Raw genomic sequence first — 21,523 nt, 5'->3', positions numbered from 1 at the left:
TTAAAATAATTTATTCTTCTCCTTGTCTCCCCATCTCCATCAATAAAAAAGCGGGTTAAATAATCAACCCGCGTTCGTTTAAGTTAAACAGGAGCGCCTAATTTGGGGCCTGTTTCGGCTCCAACGATTCCATCTACTGTGATATTGTTATCCTTTTGAAATGCTTTGACTGCATTTTCGGTGTATTCGTCAAAGTTTCCGTTAACGCTAACTTCATATCCTCGTGCGGATAAGTCTTTTTGCAAGCGTTCTACTTCCGAACCGTTCATTCCACGACTTAGAGTTTGAGGTACCATTTGTAAATTCTCCTTTTTAAATTAATTGACAGTTAACCATTCAGAGTTAACTTTGTGGTCTTATTTAATATGTAGGGATGGGGTTATTCGCTTTATGCAATTTTGAAATCAGTTAACAGTGAGCAGTGAGCAGTTAATCTCTCCTTGTCCCCCCATCCCCCCATCCCCCCATCTCCCCATCTCCCCATCTATACTTCGGGTTATACACTCATAATGGGGATAAAAGTAAAATGACCGATCAATCGAATGCATTTGTGCAAATCAACGAAGACGATAGTGCTTATGTCACTACTGATAAAGGAACCGCATATGTATCTGATGAAATGAATGTTGTTTTAGAAGAGGTGATGCGGGAAGTGGTAAATTCTGCTAATTATATTCAATCTCTCGATCCGGATATTAGTCAAGTTGAAGCTCACAGTATCTTGGTAAAGGTAATGTCTCATTTTTTTGCAAAACTTGAAGACGATACACAAGCTAAAACTGAACTATTAAATTTAATTCAAGAATTCAAGGCTAATCGTTAATCAGCATAATTTTACATTTGTATATAGGGGAAGAACAATATTCCCTATATACATAGATTGGATTAACTAGAAAAAAATATAAAAAGAAGGCGATCGCACTATTAAGTGGGTTAATACAAATAAATATAATACGCTCAGTCATTGCGAGGAGGAACGACGTTAGCGAAGCGTGTCCGTCAGGACATAGCAACCGCAGTGACTGGGATTGCTTCGTTCCTCGCAATGACATCTTACATTTAATTATGCCTACCTACTTAACCGCGATGAATATCAATCCTTCGCAACAGCATTCAATAACTATATAGTTAAATAAATTAAAGACTTCGATTTACCGAAAGATATTGATAGACGAGATCTATCTTTGAAAAACATATCTCGGATTCAAATTGTCAATTAGCACTCAAAATCGCCTGGGATTGCAAATCCCAGGCTAATAGCGAAAGTCTACTTAAGTAGACTGAAACACTTACCCAGTCCTATTTATAGGACTTATGCTATGACACGGGGGTTTGCAACCCCCGGCGGTGTCAATAATGGTGCAAGATGTCAAATATAAACAATTTTTAATACCACCAAATCAACTACAAATTAAAAAATTGGAAGATAAACGCAAAATCGATAATTCCCCAAATCCTTCTTAGAGCAATACTCCATCATCTTTAAATATCATCTCCTGTTTTATCCCCGAAAAAAGGATTTTCTCTAATCAAGTTGTTCATTTTCATCCCCTTTCGGGGCAAGTGGTTTGTAAAGTTTATAACTCTCTTTTTCAAAATACCGAAAAAGAAGTGTTTCCATCCCCTTTCGGGGCAAGTGGTTTGTAAAGAATTTTGTTGCTGGATTAGTTGGAGTTTCTTTAATGTTTCCATCCCCTTTCGGGGCAAGTGGTTTGTAAAGGGTTTTATCATGAGTCAGTCTATTACCTCCCCAGCGTTTCCATCTCCTTTCGGGGCAAGTGGTTTGTAAAGTAAACGTCTTTACCCTAACTTGACCTACACAGGTGTTTCCATCCCCTTTCGGGGCAAGTGGTTTGTAAAGGCGGTACGAGACACGAGTCCAAACAGACTCTCTTGTTTCCATCCCCTTTCGGGGCAAGTGGTTTGTAAAGAGTTCGCATTTGAAACCTTTACAGAGAGGGGGTTTGGAATACCCCAATCGACACACTCCGAAAAAATGGAAAAATTTTTCTAGAAAATCATGATTTTTGTCGTCTGAAAGCCTTACTGTATAAGGCATCGACGCATCTCAACGAAGTTATAGGGTTTTCAAGGTTCGGCGCTAGTGTGTCGATTTTAAATTCAACACATTACTCAACAAAGAAAATACGTGAATTAACCTTATCTGTCAAGCGATAAAAATAAAAATATACATTTATCAATTACCCTTCGGGTTCAACACTTGCTACAACGGTCGTGTTCCTCCGCAACGCAGTGTTTCACCAATTACCAATCCCCTCAAGGGGACTAAAAAATATAAAATATCAAATAAATGAATCAAATATTATTATGCTCCGACGTACTCGCAAAAAGTCAAGTAGTTCTTCATCTAATTTAAAATGGTCGTCAAAAACTGAGTTAGTTGGCTTAGAATTGGAGTTAATTCCTGAAAAAGATAGTTATCTCTACCCACAATATACTATTGGACTCCATGCTTGGTTTTTGAATCAAGTGCGACAAGTTGACTCAGAATTTTCTACTTATCTTCATGATGCAGAGTCAGAAAAACCTTTTACTATTTCTGCTTTAAACGGAGAGATGATTAGTAGCGGTAGACAGATACAGGTATTTGCCAGCAATAAGTATCGCTGGTATCTGACTGCTTTATCCCATCCGGTACAGAAGTGGATGGCAGAATGGGTAAAAAAAATGCCTTCTACAATCGATTTACGCACCGTAAAGTTAAAAATTAATGCTTGTAATATTGTCCATGCTCCCACAACTTACGCTCAACTGCTAAACTCGGAAAATAGCAAAAATGTGATTTTGCAATTTATTAGCCCTACTAGTTTTCGTCGCAAAGGACATCACTTTCCCCTACCATTACCCACGAATATTTTTCATAGCTATCTGCGACGGTGGAATAATTTTTCTGGTATGACTTTTGAACAAGATGATTTTTTGGCTTGGGTGGATGAATCTGTATTGGTAAATCGCTGTCAAATCTCAACCGATAAAGTGTTAGCTGGTAAAAAAGGTGCGGTGACGGGATTTACTGGTGCAATTGAATTGAGTTTAAGTTTAAGTAAGGAATCTGCTAAAAATCCAGAATATCAACAATTATTTTACGCTTTAGGGAGACTCGCACCCTATTGCGGCACTGGACATAAAACCACATTTGGATTAGGACAAACCCGTTTGGGATGGTCATCTTTAATAGTACAAGATATACCCGAAGTTGAAAACTTATTGGCGAAACGCATCGAAGATTTAACAGAAATTTTTAAAGCACAACGCAAGCGCACCGGAGGAGAAAGAGCCAGCGAGATTGCCTCAAAATGGGCGACTATTTTAGCAAGAAGAGAAATGGGAGAGTCTTTACAAGTGATAGCCCAAGATTTGGAGATGCCTTATGAAACAGTAAAAACTTATGTTAAATTAGCGCGACGAGAATTGAAAAAACAAGAGTAGTTTTGTATGCTAGCTTTTATTGAAATATGAACCATATAGTTTTAAATTTACACTTTGACCTAACCCCCCTGCCCCCTTCCCTACGAGGGAAGGGGGTGAGGTTGATCTGTATTTCATCAAGCGTGAAAACCGCAATATTCGTCCGAAGCGATCGCGCACTAGATTAACGAATCAGAATTAGCCCACCTCCGTGGGCTTTGTTTTTGTAGCCCCACCCTTCGAGGGCTACGGTGTACACACAAGTACTCTCTATATATGTTTCAGGGATTTTAACTGCGTTGAATCGTCATTACGAGCGAAGCGAAGTAATCGCGACATTTTGGGATTGCTTCGTCGTTCCTCCTCGCAATGACAGGGCTTTGAGCGATTTAGACTAATTACCTATGCCCTATGCCCTATTCCCTATTCCCAATTTACCGGATACTTCAAAGTAGATAACATCTGCATCATCTGCTCCCTTCCAGATGCAAAAACTTTTGCAACAGATGGTTTCTCAGATAACCTTTTAAAATAAGCTGTCAAATTTTCTAAATGCTGGTAATCGTAAACTATTTGTAAATAAGCAAGAGTCGGAGCAGCGCTACAATCAGCCAAAGTAAACGCATCCCCTACCAACCAATTACGATTCGCTAATTTCTCATCGAGTAAATTACAAGCTGACTCTAATAATCGTTTGGCTTTGACAACTTCTTTATTACCTCTTTCGTTGGGCGATCGCTGACTATCCTTAAATAATGCTTCCCTTCCCCCATTAACGTAAACATCAATAATCCTTTCGAGCATTCGCATTTCTAAATTTGCGTTAATATCCTTGGGAATTAAGGAGATTTGCTTTTGATAGCTGTCGAGATATTCAATAATTATGCTCGCTTCTAAAAGTATTTCCCCATCATCCGTTATTAAAGTAGGAATTTTACCAAAGCGATTTATCTGAAAATATTCATTTCTAGATTCTGCATCAAACAGATTTACTTCAATAGGGGTAAAATCCAACTCTTTTTCGTACAGAGCAATTAATACACGTTGGGAATAGGAAGAAGCTGGTGCGTAGTAGAGTTTCATGTATTTTATACAATTCCTCCTCGAATTTTATCAATCATCATTTCCACATCTTGAGGAATTTCATCGCCTCTCCAAGCAACGTGTCCATCTGGTCTTACCAAGACGAAAGCACGTTGGTAAAGTTGGGCAATTTCAGGATTGTTAATTTGATGTGTTGTTAAAGGAATTTGTTTTTCCTCACAAGTTTTCGTTAACTCTTCAATTCCAGAATTTGAGTTAAAACACATCAACGTAAATCCATGACCAAATAAATCCAAAGTTGATAATCCAGGTTTCAGCCAAGCGTGGGGTGCGCGGCAACCGGGATAACTGCTTTGCGTCCATTCCTGGGAATTATTTAATGGTGGTATTCCCTCAGCAATTACAATTGGTGAAGAATAACGTAAACCAAGATGGACACCAGGAGCATCAAATTCTTTTTTAACTCCACTTTTTTCCATACCTTCAGCCATTTGTTTTCTAATTGCTTCACCTTTTGGAGAATTACTTGCAATTTCGGGAGGAATGCCGCGTTTTTGAGTGCGTTGTAAATTAGCGTTTGCTGCTTCGAGGTTCTGTACCGCTATCGGACGACGTTCAATTTCGTAGCTATCAAGTAAATTTTCTCCTCCCCAACCTTTAATAGTAGCGGCGAGTTTCCAACCCAAATCAACTGCATCGCCAATTCCGGTATTCATACCAAAACCGCCAGATGGGGAAAGAGTATGAGCGCAATCGCCAATAAAGAAAATGTTTCCATGACGAAAATGTTTGGCGACTTTATGAGATAAACGCCAGGGAAGGTTTGAGATTACGTCTATAGGAGTATCTATAGAAATAGCTGCTTTGATTGCTGTATAGGCATCGAGTAAAGTACCGTTTTCTTGAGGTTTGAGAATTAAACGATATTGTCCTTTGCCATCAACTGCTCGTAAAGGTTCTTGGATGATGGGATTAACTAAGAAGAAAACCACAGCATTGCGATCGCCTAGTTGAGAAGCTAATTCGGGAGCTTGAAAAACAACGCTTTGAAATTTTTGCGTGTGATGATATTGAATTGCCTCAACACCGCACTGTTTACGAATAGTAGCGCGAGCGCCATCGGCTGCCACCATGTATTTAGCTTCGATAGTTTCGGTGTTTCCAGTTGCTAAATTCTTGATGCTCGCAACTATTCCGTTATCGGATTGGTGAAAATCTTCTAATTCCGAAAGTAGTTTTACACTTCCTTGGGGATATATTCCTAAGAATTTGAGAAATTCGGGAGCAAACCAATGTTGGGGACATACCTGTTCCGTTTCCGGAGCGTATTCGGGTTGAGTGCGATCGGCATAGGAAGGTAATTTGACGCGGAAGATTTCATGTTCTCCCACAGAAGTTACCCAAGCCACATCTAAAGTATGGTTTTTATCCCAGCCAGCGTTTCTAATATTTTCGGAAATACCCCAACGACGGCAGAATTCCATCGAACGATATCCTACAGTACTTACTTTAGGATCGCGGACAACTCCATCTGTTTTTTCAATTAATATGCAATCAATTCCTTGGTAGCGTAATTCGGCTGCCATTGCCATACCGACTGGGCCGCCACCGATTATTAATACTTCTGTTTTGATGTTTTTCATGGTTTTATTAGAGGTGTAAAAAAAAACTCTGCGCTCCTTTGCGTATACCTTTGCGTGCCTCTGCGTTAAAAAAAAGATATAACTCTCACTCCTCCTTACTCCTTAAATCCTCAAAGAAATTACAATAAAAATCAAACAATTCAGAAACAGCTTCGGGAATAACTTTACATTCATAAGAGCGTTTTGCTAATACCTCGAATTGATTTGATATAGTTTTATATGCAATTTCTGGGTTGGGAATATATTCGGGTGTGGGAATATCAAAGGATGGCCCCGCTGTTTTACCGCGTTTCCCTGAAGGTAAAGTCATTAATAGTTCTCCCAGGGGACGCATCATTCCTGTCATAATATCGATGCTGGCATTCATTAATTTGGAACGTCGTAAGCTTCCTTTGGGATTTGAATTAAAATGTTGTACCATCAATTGCATCATCAGGAAGTAACTTTCGTTGAATATTTCCATCACCGTTCTGGTTTGGGGAACTGTTACAACGTTGGAATTATGGTCTTGATGATTTAAGCTGGGATTTCTTAAAGATGGGTATGAAGGATTCCAAGTTCTTTTTTCTCCTTTTTTATATTGATTAATTTGTTCTTGGGAAAGTGCGTCTGCTAGTTGACGAAACTTTTGATAATGAGATTTTGCAAATGTTTCGCTTTCGGTTTCGCTTCCTTCTCCATGTTCGACGATTACGTCAATTGCAAATAATGCGCTTTTAACGTCGTAAACCTGCATTTGATAATCTGGATGAGCTTTATTCAAGTTGTCTCGCATGAATAAACGGTGTTCTCCACCAACTTGATTTTTATCAACTTTAAATAAATCGGGAATATTTTGTAATCCATCGCGGATTTGACCGTACAATTCGCTCAAGGAACCATATGTATGTAACTGTTCCGATGTGGGAATATTTTCGTCAACAAGGGTTTCATTAAGAAAATCGGGCATTTCCAAACGCATAAAATACTGTAGGGATAATGCATTTAAAGGTTCCAGAGCAAAATCAATATCTATAGGGAATTTGGCGTTGAGTTGTTTAAAATCGGGAACTGCTGGATAAAATGGTTCTCCAAATGCCATCAATATATTGTTAACCAAAAGAAAATGAATCATTTCCTCGCGGGCAATTTCCATTAATACTCCCCGCATTCCATAATTATCAACTTCCTTATTATCGCCACAAGCCAAATGTAATTGTTCTTCTGTCCACAATCCCCGACGCACGTATTCTTCCCCGGTGATATAGTTGGGAACGGAATATCCCGCATAAATATATTGCAGCATCACGGCAACTTCTAATTCTGCTGCTTGTTTTAATGCTTTAATTAATTCTTCTTTGGTTTGAATTTGATATTTGGTTTGCTCTGGTTGCTTCGCATCCGATGGCGGAATATAGCCAATTTGCTGTTGATTTTGCAGAAATTTAAGTAACAGCTTTGATTTTGCTTCAGACATATCTCTTGTAGGGGGCATATAGTAAGTTTTGCTTTTATTTTTAGGATCTGACATCTGCCACATTAAACGAGCGTAGGTAGCAACTTTGCATTTATCTGCCAAACTAAAAACTTCGGCTTTCATAAACGAGAAGCTGGCTTCGTAGAAAGCTAAAATATGTTCGTAAATTAAATTAAAATCTACATCTTGTTGAGGAATTTTATCTAGGTGCCAATCATCACCCATAACTCTGACAGCTAAGAAGCCAGAACCATTCCAAAATCCGAGTTTATTATTATTGTCGTAAGCAATTTCCGCTTCATCTGGGTGGTTGGGATTACAAGGTATTTCGTTTAATGAACTGGAAATTAATATTTTACAAGTTCCGGCTTTTGCACCTTTTAAAGTAAACCAACCGCGTCCTTTTGTATTGGTAGAAATTTCACAATTATCTGTAAAATCTCCTTTATCTAAAAGTTTTCCAGGTTTTAATCCGACGATTTGAATTTCTGAACTATGGGGATAGTGAAATTTTTGATCTTGATTTTTAGAATCCCGTTCAAATTGATAGCGCAATTGAGGAAAAGCTCTGGGATTATAAAATTGATTTACGTTAATTGACTGTACCGATGTCGGAATACCTCTAACAAAGGAGCGGATTTCTAATTCAACAGCGTTATCTTCCCCTTTATCAAGGTTAGGAAATTCTACAAACAAACAACCGTCGTCAACTTGAAGATTAATTTCCTTCTCTTTTACTAAAATCTTTCTTTCACCATCAACCGTTCCGATAATACACAAACCTTGATTTTCAACGTCTTCTCGTAAATTATCCCAATTTTCACAATACGGAATATCTACCAAACCACTGGTTAATTGATGAGCTTCCTTGTCGTAAACTTCCTTATGTATTTTTGCGATTAATCTATAACTATCAACGGTACGTATTTCTAAATCACCTAAATTTAACTTTGAATTTAGATGGTGAATTCCGTTTTCATGGTTGAGCGATCGCCCTACATTAGGAATCGCTGTAATCATGTTTAAGCTTATGCCTTGGGGATTTAAGTTTAAAGTTAAATTACCCATTGCTCTTGATTCAGATTCAGGAGTTAATAACCTTCCACTTGGATAAGTTTTCAATTCATCTTTACACCATAAACCGATAGTTCCATGTAATTCCCAGAAACTTGGTGAATCAGGTTGAACTGGTGCGGACATATTGCTGATACTAAACTGCACCACCAAACCCAAAACGTCAACTCTGTGCATGGCTTCCTTCAATAAAGAAACCGTCGAAGAAATATCTACTTCGTCATTCCAGAGAAAATCTTGTGCATCTTTAGGAATAGCAAACTGATAAACGGCAGCTTTGCCAAATTCATCATTTAAAATATGCTGTGGTAAATCGCGAATATAATCAAAATCTTGCCAGCGAGCTAACTGATAACCCTGTATCGGAGCAGTTACCATATAAGGAATTTGATTGGAATCACCCAACCTACCAAAAGCTAATTGACCCAACATAATCGTATTAGTCCAATTAGAAGCAGGGTCGCATTCAAAGATTCTCGCACGATTAACGGTGGTTTTGACATACTCGTTATAATGACCCCAAAAATCAACATTACGTCCTATAACTGGGTCATTTTGATCGACTTTGCCAAATTCTGTTTGAGTACTAATAATTTTGGCATCAATTGAAAAATGACCGTTGCCGCCAAAATTCCAACCTTGAGCCATACTAAAAGGGCCATTTTCATCTAACTTCCCTTCTGCATTAAATTTTGGACCTTTATTATAAAGATATTCGTGATATTCAGAAGCTGAATGATTTTCTTTATAGGGAACACCGTTCATATAGCAGGTGTTGTCGCTGATGTCAACTAAACCGTTTTTATATCCAGTAGGGGCGTGTGTGCGGGCTAAACCCTGAAAATGTAAGCGAGGTAAGTGTAAGACGCTCATAATAAAGTTCTATATAGGAATTTATCTTCTATTTCTATATAGAGGTGAGGGGAAGGGAATTATGCAATTTTAGGTTAAAGGTTAAAGGTAAGAGGAATTTTTTTTTCAACGCAGAGGGGCGCGGAGGTTAACGCAGAGGGGGAGAAGGGAAGAGGAAGGTAGGTTGGGTTAGACACGTTTAGGAATTGTTTGATGATGAGAAATTGAGTTCCGAAGTGTCGGAACTTAACAATGATATTTTGGGGAGATGATGAAGTTTTTATTTATCGAGAAGGGATTTGAGCCACTTACGCACTTCTCCTTTACCAATACGAGTTGAAGCTTTTTCTGTTAAAGCATCCTCTAAAATTTTGGTAATTATTGGTTCATATGCAGGATGTTCTCGCTCTATCAAATCAAGTTCTTCAGAATTTAATTCTTCTGTATCCAATCGTTCCTGAATTTCATTGTTAGATGCAGTTTCAAAAAATAATTCTACTGCCTCGACTAAATTATCCTTTGCTTGTTCAATTGTTTTACCGATGAGCAGCAATATCTAATTCCGGACAATGTGCAATGTACCAATCTTCTTCGCGTTCGATGATTGTGGTTAGCTGTTTTTTATGTTTCATTTTTATATTTACCTGCCGCAAAAACTCTTACTTTTAAAGGTTAACCCCTTGAATTAATATATTTTCTCCTTCTCTAATTTCATCCCAATCGATTACAGCTACCCAAACATTTTCTTCAGTAGAATACTGGACAACTCCATCAGCTTCTAAATCTTCGCTATAAAATATTAGTTGCAAACCATCCGAGAGACGAATTTTTTGTCGAGCTAAATCTTCAATAGTTCCAGTACAATTAAGTCGTAAACGACCTTCAGTATCGGCATTATGGAAATCGGCAAAAACTCTTAGTGTATTCATAGTTATTAAGTGATGAAAAATGATTAAATATTTATCCAATGCCTAATTTGATTTACTTGGATTACTAATTGTTGGAGTCAATAAATTACTAATTTGTACTGGTGTTAAACCCGTTAATGTTGCATGATAGGGACTTCTACCAGAAGTACGAATAACATCACCTCCTAAATTACAGACTTCTGCGACAGATGTAATACCTATTTGTCCGTGAGGAATTTTTATCGCCAACTCTTCTATAGATAATTCTATCGCGCTTTCTACAGAGACTCCAGTTACGCCACTAGGATGAGTCCCTGTAGCACGTTCAATATCTTCTGGACGATTACGTCCACCCCTAACAACTAATGCTTCGTCTGGTATTTTCTTTGCGGTCACAAGTAATTTTGAATTTATTTAACCATAATTAGCATATCAGTTACGTAGGTTGGGTTAGAGACGAGAATTAATTGTTGGATTACGGGGAAATAATTATATCGTGTCGTAACCCAACATCGATATTTTGGAGATAATAAATATCGTGTTGCTAATTTAAGATGCTCTCATTACCTACGAAATTTAATGTTGGGTTACGACGGATTTTAATTTTTTGCGTTTATGCTCAAATTATTTGTCCGTCTAACCCAACCTACAAGAATCAACCCAAACTAGCCTTCAAATCCCCCTTGGCTTTCTCTAATGCTTGGGGTAATTTACTCGCATCTCTTCCCCCAGCTTGGGCTAAATTTGGTCTTCCACCACCTCCACCACCGCACATTTTAGCGATCGCACCAATAAATTTACCTGCCTGTACGCCTTTTTTGTTAATATCTGCACCGAATGCTGCGACTAAGCTGACTTTCCCTTCTTCTAAAGCAGAACCCAAAACTACTGCTGCATTATTACCGATTTTAGAAAGCAATCTTTCGGCTGCTGTTTTCAAGGATTCTGCGTCTACTCCTTCCATTTTGGCAACTAAGTATTTATATTCACCTACTGATTCAACGGTTTCTAATAAACTATCTGACTTAGCGATCGCCATTTGTCCTTTTATCTTCTCAATTTCTTTCTGAGCGTTTCTTAGTTCGGTTTGCAATGTAGTAATGCGATCGGGAATCTCTTCTGGTTTAACTTTGAATCTTTCGCTTAAATCTTTGACTACATTATCCCTAACGTTGAGGTAATCTAATATTGCAGGTCCGGAAACGGCTTCAATCCTTCTCACACCTGATGATATCCCAGCTTCAGAAATTATCTTAAATACTCCTATCTCCGCAGTATTACTTACATGAGTACCGCCGCACAGTTCCATTGATACGCCTTGAAAGTCGATAACTCGCACTTCCTCGCCGTATTTTTCGCCGAACATCGCAACCGCACCTCTAGCTTTTGCTTCTGCTAAGGGTAAAACTTCAATTTGTGCGGCATGAGCTTCTGCTATCCAGTTATTAACTTGTGATTCAACTTGTTGTACTTCTTCCGGTGTCATGTTGCGGGGACAGTTGAAGTCGAAGCGCAATCTATCGAAGTTAACTAAAGAACCTGCTTGAGATATGCTCTCATCAACAATTTTTCTCAACGCTGCTTGTAACAGGTGAGTTGCGGTGTGGTTGGCTTGAGCGCGACGACGACAAGCGCGGTCGATTTGAGCGCTAACTAAATCTCCTACTCGGATTGTACCGCGTTCGATGCGTCCGAAGTGAACAAAAAAGTCGGATTCTTTTTTCACGTCTTCAATTCTGACCACAATTCCGTCACCGCTGATGTAACCTCTATCCCCAATTTGTCCCCCGGATTCGGCGTAAAATGGGGTTTTGTTGAGAACAATTTGTACTTCGGTTCCGGCTTCTGCTGCTTCTGTTGAAATCCCTTCTACTAATATTGCTTCAACTTTTGATGTTGCGGTCGGTTCGGTGTAGCCGACAAATTCGGTAACTTCGATATTTTCTGCAAGTTTATCAAGTGCGCCTTGAACGGTTAAATCGATGGTTTCGTGTGCAGCTTTAGAACCTTCTATCTGAAGAAGCATCCTTTTATTGAAACCGTCAACGTCAACCGTAAAACTTTCTTCGGCAGCGATTTCTTGAGTTAATTCTAAGGGGAAACCATGAGTATCATATAAAGTAAAAGCATCATCACCTCTGATAACAGTTTTATTTTCTTGCTTTAATTTAGCGATAACTTCTTCAAGTAGTTTCTCACCTCTTTCCAAAGTTTTGAGAAATTGAGATTCTTCTCGCTGCAATTCTGCTTTGATGGCATTTTCTCGCTCCCTGACTCCGGGATATGCAACTTCGGAAAGTGCGATCGCCGTTTCTGCAACTTGAGTGGTAAATTCCCCTTCGATACCAATTAATCTTCCATGACGCACCACCCGACGAATCAACCGCCGCAATACATAACCTCTCCCCACATTAGAAGCGCGGATTTCATCGGTGATCATATGTACCACCGCACGGATATGGTCGCCAATTACTTTTAAAGAAGTTTTGGTTTTCTCGTTACTTTTACCGTAATCAATTCCGGCAATTTCGGCAGCTTTTTGAATAATCGGAAAAATTAGATCGGTTTCATAATTATTGGGAACCTGTTGAAGAATTTGCGCCATTCTCTCCAAACCCATCCCGGTATCAATATTTTTATTGGCAAGGGCAGTTAAATTACCATCTGCATCGCGGTTATATTGCATGAATACCAAGTTATAAAACTCGATAAACCTGGTATCATCTTCTAAATCTATATTCTCATTACCGCGTTCGGGATGAAAATCATAAAAAATCTCCGAACATGGCCCACAAGGTCCCGTTGCACCAGAAGCCCAAAAGTTATCTTCATTTAAACGTAAAATTCTCGCTTCCGGTACGCCGATTTTATCTTTCCAAATATTATAAGCTTCGTTATCTTCGTGATAAACGCTCACCGCGAGTCTTTCGGGAGGTAAATTAAATACTTTTGTGGAAATTTCCCAACCCCAAACTATAGCCTGCTCCTTAAAATAATCCCCAAAGCTGAAATTACCCAACATCTCAAAAAACGTATGATGTCGCTTGGTAACTCCGACATTTTCAATATCGTTAGTACGAACGCACTTTTGAGAAGTCGTAGCGCGGTTAAATTCAGGATTACGCTGTCCGAGAAATATTGGTTTAAACGGAAGCATCCCCGCAATAGTCAGCAATACCGTAGGATCTTCCGGTACAAGGGAAGCACTAGGAAGTTCTTGGTGTTCCCGTTGCGCGTAAAAGTCAATGAATTTTTGCCGGATTTCGTTACCGCTGAGATGTTGGGGTACAGACATGGGACTAGCCTTGATTAAGGTTCACTCAAGTTAAAACTATAAAATACCAAAAAAATCATGTATAGGGAGTGGGAATTGGGAAGAGGGGAAGATGGGGGGATGGTAAGCCACTGCGTTGCGGAGGTTCCCTCCGTTGTAGCAAGTGGCGCAACCCGAAGGGGGAGATGGGGGGACAAGGGGAAATTCCTAACTGATAACTGATAACTGATCTTATAACTGATAGCTTATAACTGATAACTGATAACTGTTTTCAAGCTTATTCCTTTAGGATATGCTTTTTTTGTTTAAGAATAGGTAAAATTCAAGGAGAACGATAATGTGAAATCTAGAGAGTGAGGTAGCTAATGGCGCTTAAATTAAAAATTACTAATATGAAGTGCGACGATTGCGCTGGAAAGATTAGCGAAGCGATAAAGGTTATGGAACCTGATGCCAAAGTTGAAGCGGATGTGGATTCTAAAACCGTTACCGTTGACTGCAAGGCTTCTGACGAAACAATTAAGCAGGCAATTGTTGCTGCTGGTTATCACGTTGAAGGTTATCAGTAAACATTCTACTTTTGTTGTAGGTTAAGTGCTGCACGACAAGTAAATTTTGATTTTTAAACTCCCCCTATTGATAGGGCATTAAAGTCAAGTTTTATTTTTAGAACTTACGCAACAAAATGTGAGGAACCCGGTTTCTATATAAGTCGTTAATCCAGAAAATGCGATTTTTAAAGAAACCGGGCTTCTTTGTATTAGTAACGCCAAAGTTAAGTATCCGAAGCCTGTAACGTGTATTTGCTTAAGTAAATCCCGCAGTTCAAAAGCATTAGTTCAGTAAATATACGTGCAAAATACATATATTTATTTAATATTTTAGTGTTTTATCTCAAGGTTTATATTTGCTTTCAATGAATTCCTTAGATTCTTAAAGCCGAACTTGAAAAAAATATTAATTTTTCCACCTTCCGGTAGATTTATCAGTTATTAATTTATATCGAAAAACATAAAAAGGTCTGTAAAAGTAGTCGTTATTAATCAGAAATAATACTGAGAATACATTTATTTTAGGTATTTTTATAGCGGCGATACTATCTATATATTTGGATAAGTATTTAAAACGACTTACTTGGTGGAAATCACTGCTATATTCAAAGACTTCTGAAGATGATTCCGTATTTACACTGTTTGAAATATATGCTTTTAAGCAGAAATTAGGATCGGGAATATTAGTTTTACAGATTATAGTTGAAGATGCAGATGCAATAAAAAAAAGGAGATTACTTTGAGTTTGTTCGTTAAGCTAACAGGGTGGAAAAGGGGGGGCGTGGGGTCAGACCCCCTTGGCAAAAAGACATTTCTAATGAGTAATAATTAGAAACTTCAGGATATTTGTTTGATTGAAGTTTTATCCTATATTTTCTTATTTCATTTTCGGAAAACAAGTATCTATTTGATTGGCGGTAAATTAAATTTAATTTGAGTAAACGGCTTTATTGTCATATAGAAATCACAATTAATAATGTACTATAGCCAAGTATTGATTGTCATAATGTTTTTCCAGACTGATATAAGAAGATAGCTAACGCCGAAAAAATCATAAGCAAAGAAAATACCATGAACATTTCCATTTTGGTTTTTGGAAATGACGACTTCCTAGCCACACTACCATCTCAAATAATCGATGTTCCTCATTTAAGCATCGAAGCAATAGCTAACTTGCAAGATGCTATGGGGCGCATTCAACTTGACTCTCCTGATGTAATTCTTGTGCAGTCAAGTCAAAATGATAGTATGCAATTGTGCAGTTGGTTAAAAGAACAAACAAAACTCTCTTGGATTTATTGCATTCTTTTAGAAGATAGTCCCGAGCTAATTGCCGATAGAAAAAATCAACCCTGGGAATGGGAGTTAGAGATGACTTCTAGAGCCTTGAAACTAGGTGCTGATGCCTATATTTGGTATGGTGATACTCAAGAAGAAAAATCTATTAGACAAAGGAAAACAGATTCTGCTCCAAACCAGTTAAGTGCCAGCCATCGCTTGCTGCTGTCGCAATTAACTGTAGCTTTGCGTAAAGCCCAGAAATATCAAGACTTAATGAAAACTAATGATTTGTTATCGACAATAGCTTTGGCTGATTCGCTAACAGAACTAAATAATCGTCGTGCTTTGGAATGGGATTTACCAAGACAAATAAAAAAAGCTGGCGATGAAAATTCTCCCCTAAGCTTGATTATTTTAGATGTAGACTATTTCAAAAAAGTTAACGATAACTACGGGCATTTAGTCGGCGATCGACTATTAAAATTATTGTCGAGTCGCATAAAACATAATTTGCGGGCACAAGATACAGCTTTCCGTTACGGTGGAGAGGAGTTTGTGATTATTTTGGCTGACACCACCGCCCAAGAAGCCGATTTGGTCGCGGAACGTCTCAAGAGTATAGTGGAAGAAAATGCCTTCGCAATTGACAGCACTTTAAACATAAACGTCACCATCAGTTTAGGAAGCGCTTGTTTGCTTCCGAGCGATGACGAGCAGGGTTTAAACTTGCTCAATCGCGCTGACACTTTCTTGTTAGAAGCCAAATCTAAAGGTAGAAACCGCGTAATTAGCTGTAGCAATACTATGCAACGTAATTCCTACGTGTCAAATTCTACAAATAATTGTTTGCGAAACGAAGTTTGTTGTAACAGTCAAACTCCAAGCGGTAGCCATACTATTCATAACCGTACATTACAAACATCTCATTTAAAAATAGTGGCCAGATAAGTACTCGTGTGGGGAGGGAACAGGGAACAGGGAAAGTCTATATAACTCACGAGTAATTATATAAATTCGCTTTTGAGTAAGTGCTTGTAATTAACAATAAATACAGTCTGGAACTGATTTTTTTGTAAATAAATATTATTGCTGATTAGACTAAAATCAAAAATACTTTTTTAACCAAAAAACTATTTATTATTATTAGTTCCCTATTCCCCCCAAACCTATTCCCTAACTAAAACTCCTTCTTCAATCAAAATATCCTGACATTCTTTCACCGTCGCCCGCTCTCGCATGGTATCAACTAAAGCTTGATATGCAGACCAATTATTTTCTAAAAGTGTTTTTGCTTGGAGAACGCTAAAACGCTGTTTTTGATTGCGAACAGATTCACTACAGCCCAAAGACTTTAACACTTGCATAAGTTTGTTTTTATCATCCGCTCCACCAGAAGCATTTTCATAAACAAGATTTTCCGCTGCAATCCCAGCCATCCAAATAGTATAGTAGCGCTCTAAAATGCGATCGGTAATTGCACCATTTTCAAATTGAGATAACAACTCAACATCATCAAAAGTCACACCTGCAAATCCCTTTTGTTTTTGCTTGAATGCTTCCCAAGCGCTCAAAGTATAGCCCGTCACCGGAACCCCCAAAACATGAGCTACAAGGAAATGTCCCGCTTCATGATGAAGAATGCGTTCCCTATATTCCCCAGAAAATCTTCCAATCAAATCTAAAAATAAAGTTCCTCCTCTACCTTCCAAACTCCAAGAATCAAAAGTTGCTATTCCTAAAATTGCAAAAGTCGCTACAGCAGGAATCGCAGGAGATAAATCTATTATTGGCCCCAGCAGTATCGAACAAGTTATCAAAAATATTGATATCGCAACCAAATTTAAAGTTGTTTTATTCATTTTATTTCTCAGCAAAGCGCAATACTTTTTAATGTAACAGGGAGTAGGGAGTAGGGAGTAGTTAGGAGTTAGCAGTTAGCAGTTAGCAGTTATAAATTATCTCCCCATCTCCCTTCCCCCTTGCCACAAAAGCGGGCAATAATGTGATTTAACATACATAATAGATATTTATGCCAGTAAACTTACTTGATACATAGAGGAAAGCTATTTGAATGCAGGAAAATTACTCAGTAAACTTTCTGTTCCCCGTTCCCCCCAACCCTATTGCCTTTCTTAACGAATTGTTACTAAATTTTTGAGGAGAGTTATAAATGAAAACTAATGTACCATTTTCAATTCTTGCTCTTGATGGTGGTGGAGTGCGTGGGTTGGTAACGGCGATAATTTTGGAACGCTTGGAAAAAAAGCTGCAAAAATACAAGCCACATCAGCCACTTGCAGATTATTTCGATGTTATCGCTGGTACTTCTACAGGTAGCCTTATTGCTTGCGCTTTATCTAAAGGTTTGAGTGCTAGCGAAGTTAAAGATTTTTATATTTATAATTCTCAGATCATCTTTCCCCCAAGTAGAATAATTGTTCACAGCATTTTAAACTGGATTCGCTTGGGTGCATCTCATCCGATTTATAGCGATCAAGGTTTAAGGATGGTACTTAAACATATTTTTGGAAATCTTAAGTTTGGGGAATTAAAAAAACCTACCATAGTTACCAGCTACGATACTTATAATCGTCAAGCCGTCGTATTTAAAAATACCAAAATAGCTCATCAAGATATCCCGATATGGCAAATTTGTCGTGCTTCTTCAGCTGCACCAATCGGTTTTCCCGGTTACGAAATGAAGCACAAGCCTTTTTTAGAAGATTTGCGCTCTAAGGGTTATGCAATACCGGATGGGGGTGGTATTCCCTTAATCGATGGTGGCGTATTTGCCAACAACCCAGCATTGTGCGCGATCGCCGAACGTTTGCGATGGAACGATCAATTGCCAGATAACCCGAAATGGAATGCTTTAATACCAGAAAACGTTCCTCAAAAAGATATTATAGTTGCCTCTTTCGGTACCGGACAACAAGTTAAAAAAATTGGTGCCAAACAGGTGAAACAGTGGGGAGCATTAGAATGGTTAAGCCCCCGCAATGACTTACCTCTTTTAGACGTACTCTTCGATGGTGCCGGTGATGCAGTGTGTTACATAGCAGAGCAAATTTTCGGTAATGATTATTTTCGCTTCCAACCACATTTCGACAAAAACATACCTACCTTTAGCGCCAAACAAGAAAATCTTGATGCAATGATCGAGTGTACCGAAGAATATTTAACACAGCCCAAAGTCGATATTAAGCTGAATAAATTGGTGGAAATGCTTTGGAAGTTACCAGTGAGCAGTGAGCAGTTAGCAGTTAAGAGTTAGGAGTTAGGAATTAGGAGTTAGTTATTTTCTCCTTGAAAGCTTGTCTCCCCATCCCCCCATCTCCCCATCCCCCCTCTCCCCCCTCTCGGCTTTGGAAATTACAGCAGAAATGTTCACTTATGTCTGAATAAAAAATCCGTTTCTTGTAACGTGGGGGGCAAAACCAAATATCATAAATAGATTGCAATATGAAAATTTGGGCTACTACGCTTTTTTTAGCTTTTTTTGGATTCTTCCCAGTCAAAGCAACTGAAGTCGTTATTGCTTACGAAGGTACGAGCGCTGCTATAAAATCCAAGGCGATAATATCAAAAAAACCAATTATTGTTAAAAAAGCTGAATTTGGAATATTAAGAAAGGACAAAAACGGTAAAACTACATTTATTCCAACTACGAAAGTACCTTATCAAGAAGGAAAAGTATACGGATGGCGCATCCAACTTCAAGGATACGAAGGTGAATTAACATGGCTTGAAGTATTAACTTTGCCAAAACCGCCTTTAACTTGGGGAACGGATAATGGAGAAGATTTTTTTCTATCTCCTGATGGTACTGTTGCAGTTATCAAACGTACCGCTTTAGTTAAAAAAGGCGTAGTTAATAATTTTTGGACTGTTTCTTCGGGAGATCCTGCGGGGCTTCATGTAATGGAGATTTATGCAGGTAAGCGTCGGATTGCAACTTTTAAGTTTGAGGTTGTTCGACCTTCTAATAGGTAAGTTACCACGTTTAAATCTATATCATAAATTAATAACATTTTTTAACTAAAACCCTCTCAATTCACAGGGATTGGAGGGTTTTTACTACGAGGAAATATATTATTTTCATAAACCTATCTAGTTTGATTTATGTAGATTTTATTAACAAAATCTTTGAGTTTAGTACAAATAATATATAATATTAGTAGAAATACAGTTAATTACAAAAATAAGTATGAAAAGTAAATAAGGATTTTTACTGTTTTATTAATTCGTTACTTGAAGTAATAGTACAAGCATCTTGGTAAAATAGCATTTTTATTGAGTGGATATCTTTCACTGCTTTGATGCTGGGTTTAGAATGGTGAAATTGCGGAAGCTAAGGCATTTAACTGTATTACCTTCTCAAATGTGCCAATCAATATTATTAGTTAATATAGATTAAGTTATAGAATATGTTCTTGTAGCTAAAGGAAAAGTTAGCTGCATTACATTAGAAATTGAAGTTTGTGATAATTTGTATAAAATATAGATAAAAATACATTTAGCGAAATAGCGAAATAAATATAGTTTGTATATTGTTCAATTCTGTCATCAGTTATAAATAGAAAAAGTGGTTCTAGCAAGTAGAGTCAGTAAAACCAAACTTGTTCAAGGAACAAAGCTTTATAGTTAGTGTCGTTGATAATTCACTAAGAGGTGTAACAAGTCGGAATCATGATTCAGTCAGTTATAACTAATTTGGCAGTTGTATTTTATCTAATAATGGCTTGTTGTTTCTTTGTGCAGTGGTTGGGTTTTTTTATCGATGATAAAGAAATGAATGCAGCACAGCGCTATTTTTCTATAATAATTTTAATTTTAGGTACGATTTTATGGCCTCTAATCGTTCCTCTGGCTTATTTAGAGTTATTAAAGTTTCACAAGAAGCATAAGCAAGTTATTGATTTACTTATAACTTTGTCCGATCCAAGATTATGCGATGATTGATACGTTTTTGTTTTAATTTTAATTTTAATTTTAATTTTAATTTTAATCCAAATATTATTTATTATTTTTGATATATAGGGAGTCGAGAGGAGGGAATAGGGTTGGGGGGAACGGGGAGTGGGTAATAAGATACTACTAATCTTTTGTTGGGGCTGATGGTGGGTTTAGGGTTGGTGTTGGTTTTGGTGTGGAATTATTTGGAGTAGGAGTAGGAGTAGGAGTTGGTGTTGATGTGGAATTGTTGGGAATAGATGTTGGTTTTGGTGTGGAATTATTTGGAGTTGGTGTTGAAGTTGATGTGGAATTATTGGGAATATTTGGACTTGGATTAATTGGAATCGGGTTGATAGTTGGAAGGGCTGGGGTAGCTCCGGTGGCTGGGATAGTAGGAGTTGCTTGAGGGGTTGGAGATGGAGTTATTTGGTTATTGTCTACAGCTTTCCATTCCGAGAGCGATCGGTTAATTGCATCTTCAAATTTTTTAGATACTGTAATTACTTCAAAGTTTCCATCTGGTTTGGTGGGAAATTGATTTTGAGCGTAAAGAAAACGGTTATCAAAAGTTGGTTTACCCAAAATTAACTTACGATCTGTTTGATTATTTAACGTAATATCAATAGTTGCTTGGGGTTGTTTCAAGCCGAATTCCGAAACTTGGGATGGTTTTGCTGATAAAGTGCGTTCAATATTTTCTGTTTCCAGCAAGCTTAATAAATAAGCTACCGTACCATCATTAGCAGGTACGTTATCGGGAGATTTCATCAACCACTTAGTCTTACCCGATTCCGGAGAACGTTCTAAAGCTATACTTTCTCTCGGAGTAGTTATTTTCAGATTTTTGACATCTTCTTCTTTAAAAGAGAAAAGTTGCTGCTGTTTTTTCTTCACTGCCTCTTGTTGAGCTTTCAAATGAAACTCATAGAAATAAACAAAACCACCCAACAAGATTGCTATCAGCACTAAACCCAAAGTTGTTCGCTGTATTTTCATAAAAATTAGTTGTTAGTTGTTAGTTGTTAGTTGTTAGTTGTTAGTTGTTAGTTGTTAGT

The 21,523-nt window shown here is 37.9% G+C and carries 18 protein-coding genes; 7 read left to right on the top strand and 11 right to left on the bottom strand.

The features are described 5' to 3' along the window. Positions 1 to 83: 83 nt before the first annotated feature. On the bottom strand, positions 84 to 296 hold the full coding sequence (locus tag ACM03V_RS32475; RefSeq protein ID WP_414624939.1) for a peptidoglycan-binding domain-containing protein: 213 nt from the start codon (positions 294 to 296) through the stop codon (positions 84 to 86). 230 nt (positions 297 to 526) lie between these two features. On the opposite strand from ACM03V_RS32475, the gene ACM03V_RS32470 reads away from it, so the two are divergent. Continuing rightward, complete coding sequence (locus ACM03V_RS32470) at positions 527 to 823, top strand: hypothetical protein (protein WP_414624938.1); 297 nt, start codon at positions 527 to 529, stop codon at positions 821 to 823. A gap of 702 nt (positions 824 to 1,525) precedes the next feature. Here the strand turns inward: ACM03V_RS32470 and ACM03V_RS32465 are convergent. Further along, on the bottom strand, positions 1,526 to 2,059 hold the full coding sequence (locus tag ACM03V_RS32465) for a hypothetical protein (RefSeq protein WP_414624937.1): 534 nt from the start codon (positions 2,057 to 2,059) through the stop codon (positions 1,526 to 1,528). Between the two features lie 269 nt (positions 2,060 to 2,328). Between ACM03V_RS32465 and cas6 the strand changes: the two genes are divergently transcribed. Continuing rightward, positions 2,329 to 3,450, top strand: coding sequence for a CRISPR-associated endoribonuclease Cas6 (cas6, locus tag ACM03V_RS32460; protein WP_414624936.1), 1,122 nt, complete (start codon positions 2,329 to 2,331; stop codon positions 3,448 to 3,450). Positions 3,451 to 3,852: 402 nt separating this feature from the next. Here the strand turns inward: cas6 and ACM03V_RS32455 are convergent, their stop codons facing one another. The 7 genes from ACM03V_RS32455 to alaS form a co-directional block, all read right to left on the bottom strand. Next, the gene (locus ACM03V_RS32455) at positions 3,853 to 4,512 is read right to left on the bottom strand and encodes a glutathione S-transferase family protein (RefSeq protein WP_414624935.1); all 660 of its coding nucleotides are present in this window, start codon (positions 4,510 to 4,512) and stop codon (positions 3,853 to 3,855) included. Between the two features lie 5 nt (positions 4,513 to 4,517). Continuing rightward, complete coding sequence (locus tag ACM03V_RS32450) at positions 4,518 to 6,116, bottom strand: FAD-dependent monooxygenase (RefSeq protein WP_414624934.1); 1,599 nt, start codon at positions 6,114 to 6,116, stop codon at positions 4,518 to 4,520. Positions 6,117 to 6,201: 85 nt separating this feature from the next. Beyond that, positions 6,202 to 9,519 carry a ferritin-like domain-containing protein gene (locus ACM03V_RS32445; RefSeq protein ID WP_414624933.1) on the bottom strand — a complete coding sequence of 1,106 codons (3,318 nt, stop codon included), beginning with the start codon at positions 9,517 to 9,519 and terminating at the stop codon, positions 6,202 to 6,204. A 259-nt stretch (positions 9,520 to 9,778) separates the two neighbouring features. Continuing rightward, the gene (locus ACM03V_RS32440; RefSeq protein WP_414624932.1) at positions 9,779 to 10,051 is read right to left on the bottom strand and encodes a hypothetical protein; all 273 of its coding nucleotides are present in this window, start codon (positions 10,049 to 10,051) and stop codon (positions 9,779 to 9,781) included. 112 nt (positions 10,052 to 10,163) lie between these two features. After that, on the bottom strand, positions 10,164 to 10,427 hold the full coding sequence (locus ACM03V_RS32435) for a hypothetical protein (protein ID WP_414624931.1): 264 nt from the start codon (positions 10,425 to 10,427) through the stop codon (positions 10,164 to 10,166). Between the two features lie 42 nt (positions 10,428 to 10,469). After that, positions 10,470 to 10,802 carry a flavoredoxin gene (locus ACM03V_RS32430; RefSeq protein WP_414624930.1) on the bottom strand — a complete coding sequence of 111 codons (333 nt, stop codon included), beginning with the start codon at positions 10,800 to 10,802 and terminating at the stop codon, positions 10,470 to 10,472. A gap of 259 nt (positions 10,803 to 11,061) precedes the next feature. Beyond that, positions 11,062 to 13,701, bottom strand: coding sequence for an alanine--tRNA ligase (gene alaS / locus ACM03V_RS32425; protein WP_414624929.1), 2,640 nt, complete (start codon positions 13,699 to 13,701; stop codon positions 11,062 to 11,064). A gap of 344 nt (positions 13,702 to 14,045) precedes the next feature. Between alaS and ACM03V_RS32420 the strand changes: the two genes are divergently transcribed. Beyond that, complete coding sequence (locus tag ACM03V_RS32420) at positions 14,046 to 14,249, top strand: heavy-metal-associated domain-containing protein (RefSeq protein WP_414624928.1); 204 nt, start codon at positions 14,046 to 14,048, stop codon at positions 14,247 to 14,249. Between the two features lie 1,053 nt (positions 14,250 to 15,302). Beyond that, positions 15,303 to 16,460 (top strand): diguanylate cyclase, encoded by a 1,158-nt coding sequence (locus tag ACM03V_RS32415; RefSeq protein WP_414624927.1) that lies wholly within the window; start codon positions 15,303 to 15,305, stop codon positions 16,458 to 16,460. Between the two features lie 218 nt (positions 16,461 to 16,678). Here ACM03V_RS32415 and ACM03V_RS32410 read toward each other — a convergent pair whose 3' ends face one another. Continuing rightward, on the bottom strand, positions 16,679 to 17,371 hold the full coding sequence (locus ACM03V_RS32410; protein WP_414624926.1) for an ATP-dependent Zn protease: 693 nt from the start codon (positions 17,369 to 17,371) through the stop codon (positions 16,679 to 16,681). 311 nt (positions 17,372 to 17,682) lie between these two features. Here ACM03V_RS32410 and ACM03V_RS32405 point away from each other — a divergent pair, with 311 nt between their 5' ends. From ACM03V_RS32405 to ACM03V_RS32395, 3 genes are all read left to right on the top strand, one after another. Continuing rightward, complete coding sequence (locus ACM03V_RS32405) at positions 17,683 to 18,786, top strand: patatin-like phospholipase family protein (protein WP_414624925.1); 1,104 nt, start codon at positions 17,683 to 17,685, stop codon at positions 18,784 to 18,786. Positions 18,787 to 18,974: 188 nt separating this feature from the next. Next, a complete protein-coding gene (locus ACM03V_RS32400) occupies positions 18,975 to 19,505 on the top strand; it encodes a hypothetical protein (RefSeq protein WP_414624924.1) in 531 nt (176 codons plus the stop codon). A gap of 696 nt (positions 19,506 to 20,201) precedes the next feature. After that, positions 20,202 to 20,474: a hypothetical protein gene (locus tag ACM03V_RS32395; protein WP_414624923.1), complete on the top strand. Its 273-nt coding sequence runs from the start codon at positions 20,202 to 20,204 to the stop codon at positions 20,472 to 20,474. 135 nt (positions 20,475 to 20,609) lie between these two features. Here ACM03V_RS32395 and ACM03V_RS32390 read toward each other — a convergent pair whose 3' ends face one another. Next, on the bottom strand, positions 20,610 to 21,464 hold the full coding sequence (locus tag ACM03V_RS32390) for a DUF4340 domain-containing protein (protein WP_414624922.1): 855 nt from the start codon (positions 21,462 to 21,464) through the stop codon (positions 20,610 to 20,612). Positions 21,465 to 21,523: the final 59 nt, after the last annotated feature.

The organism is Calothrix sp. CCY 0018 (genome assembly GCF_963920925.1).
GTDB lineage: Bacteria > Cyanobacteriota > Cyanobacteriia > Cyanobacteriales > Nostocaceae > Rivularia.
This window is presented reverse-complemented; position numbering and strand designations above follow the sequence as displayed.

What these genes read in the sequence shown, in the direction of transcription:
- ACM03V_RS32450 (WP_414624934.1), bottom strand. Translation starts at nt 6,116, where the DNA reads ATGAAAAACATCAAAACAGAAGTATTAATAATCGGTGGCGGCCCAGTC.
- ACM03V_RS32435 (WP_414624931.1), bottom strand. Translation starts at nt 10,427, where the DNA reads ATGAATACACTAAGAGTTTTTGCCGATTTCCATAATGCCGATACTGAA.
- ACM03V_RS32400 (WP_414624924.1), top strand. Translation starts at nt 18,975, where the DNA reads ATGAAAATTTGGGCTACTACGCTTTTTTTAGCTTTTTTTGGATTCTTC.
- ACM03V_RS32415 (WP_414624927.1), top strand. Translation starts at nt 15,303, where the DNA reads ATGAACATTTCCATTTTGGTTTTTGGAAATGACGACTTCCTAGCCACA.
- ACM03V_RS32420 (WP_414624928.1), top strand. Translation starts at nt 14,046, where the DNA reads ATGGCGCTTAAATTAAAAATTACTAATATGAAGTGCGACGATTGCGCT.
- ACM03V_RS32390 (WP_414624922.1), bottom strand. Translation starts at nt 21,464, where the DNA reads ATGAAAATACAGCGAACAACTTTGGGTTTAGTGCTGATAGCAATCTTG.
- ACM03V_RS32465 (WP_414624937.1), bottom strand. Translation starts at nt 2,059, where the DNA reads ATGCCTTATACAGTAAGGCTTTCAGACGACAAAAATCATGATTTTCTA.
- ACM03V_RS32405 (WP_414624925.1), top strand. Translation starts at nt 17,683, where the DNA reads ATGAAAACTAATGTACCATTTTCAATTCTTGCTCTTGATGGTGGTGGA.
- cas6 (WP_414624936.1), top strand. Translation starts at nt 2,329, where the DNA reads ATGCTCCGACGTACTCGCAAAAAGTCAAGTAGTTCTTCATCTAATTTA.
- ACM03V_RS32445 (WP_414624933.1), bottom strand. Translation starts at nt 9,519, where the DNA reads ATGAGCGTCTTACACTTACCTCGCTTACATTTTCAGGGTTTAGCCCGC.
- ACM03V_RS32395 (WP_414624923.1), top strand. Translation starts at nt 20,202, where the DNA reads ATGATTCAGTCAGTTATAACTAATTTGGCAGTTGTATTTTATCTAATA.
- ACM03V_RS32475 (WP_414624939.1), bottom strand. Translation starts at nt 296, where the DNA reads ATGGTACCTCAAACTCTAAGTCGTGGAATGAACGGTTCGGAAGTAGAA.
- ACM03V_RS32470 (WP_414624938.1), top strand. Translation starts at nt 527, where the DNA reads ATGACCGATCAATCGAATGCATTTGTGCAAATCAACGAAGACGATAGT.
- ACM03V_RS32455 (WP_414624935.1), bottom strand. Translation starts at nt 4,512, where the DNA reads ATGAAACTCTACTACGCACCAGCTTCTTCCTATTCCCAACGTGTATTA.
- alaS (WP_414624929.1), bottom strand. Translation starts at nt 13,701, where the DNA reads ATGTCTGTACCCCAACATCTCAGCGGTAACGAAATCCGGCAAAAATTC.
- ACM03V_RS32410 (WP_414624926.1), bottom strand. Translation starts at nt 17,371, where the DNA reads ATGAATAAAACAACTTTAAATTTGGTTGCGATATCAATATTTTTGATA.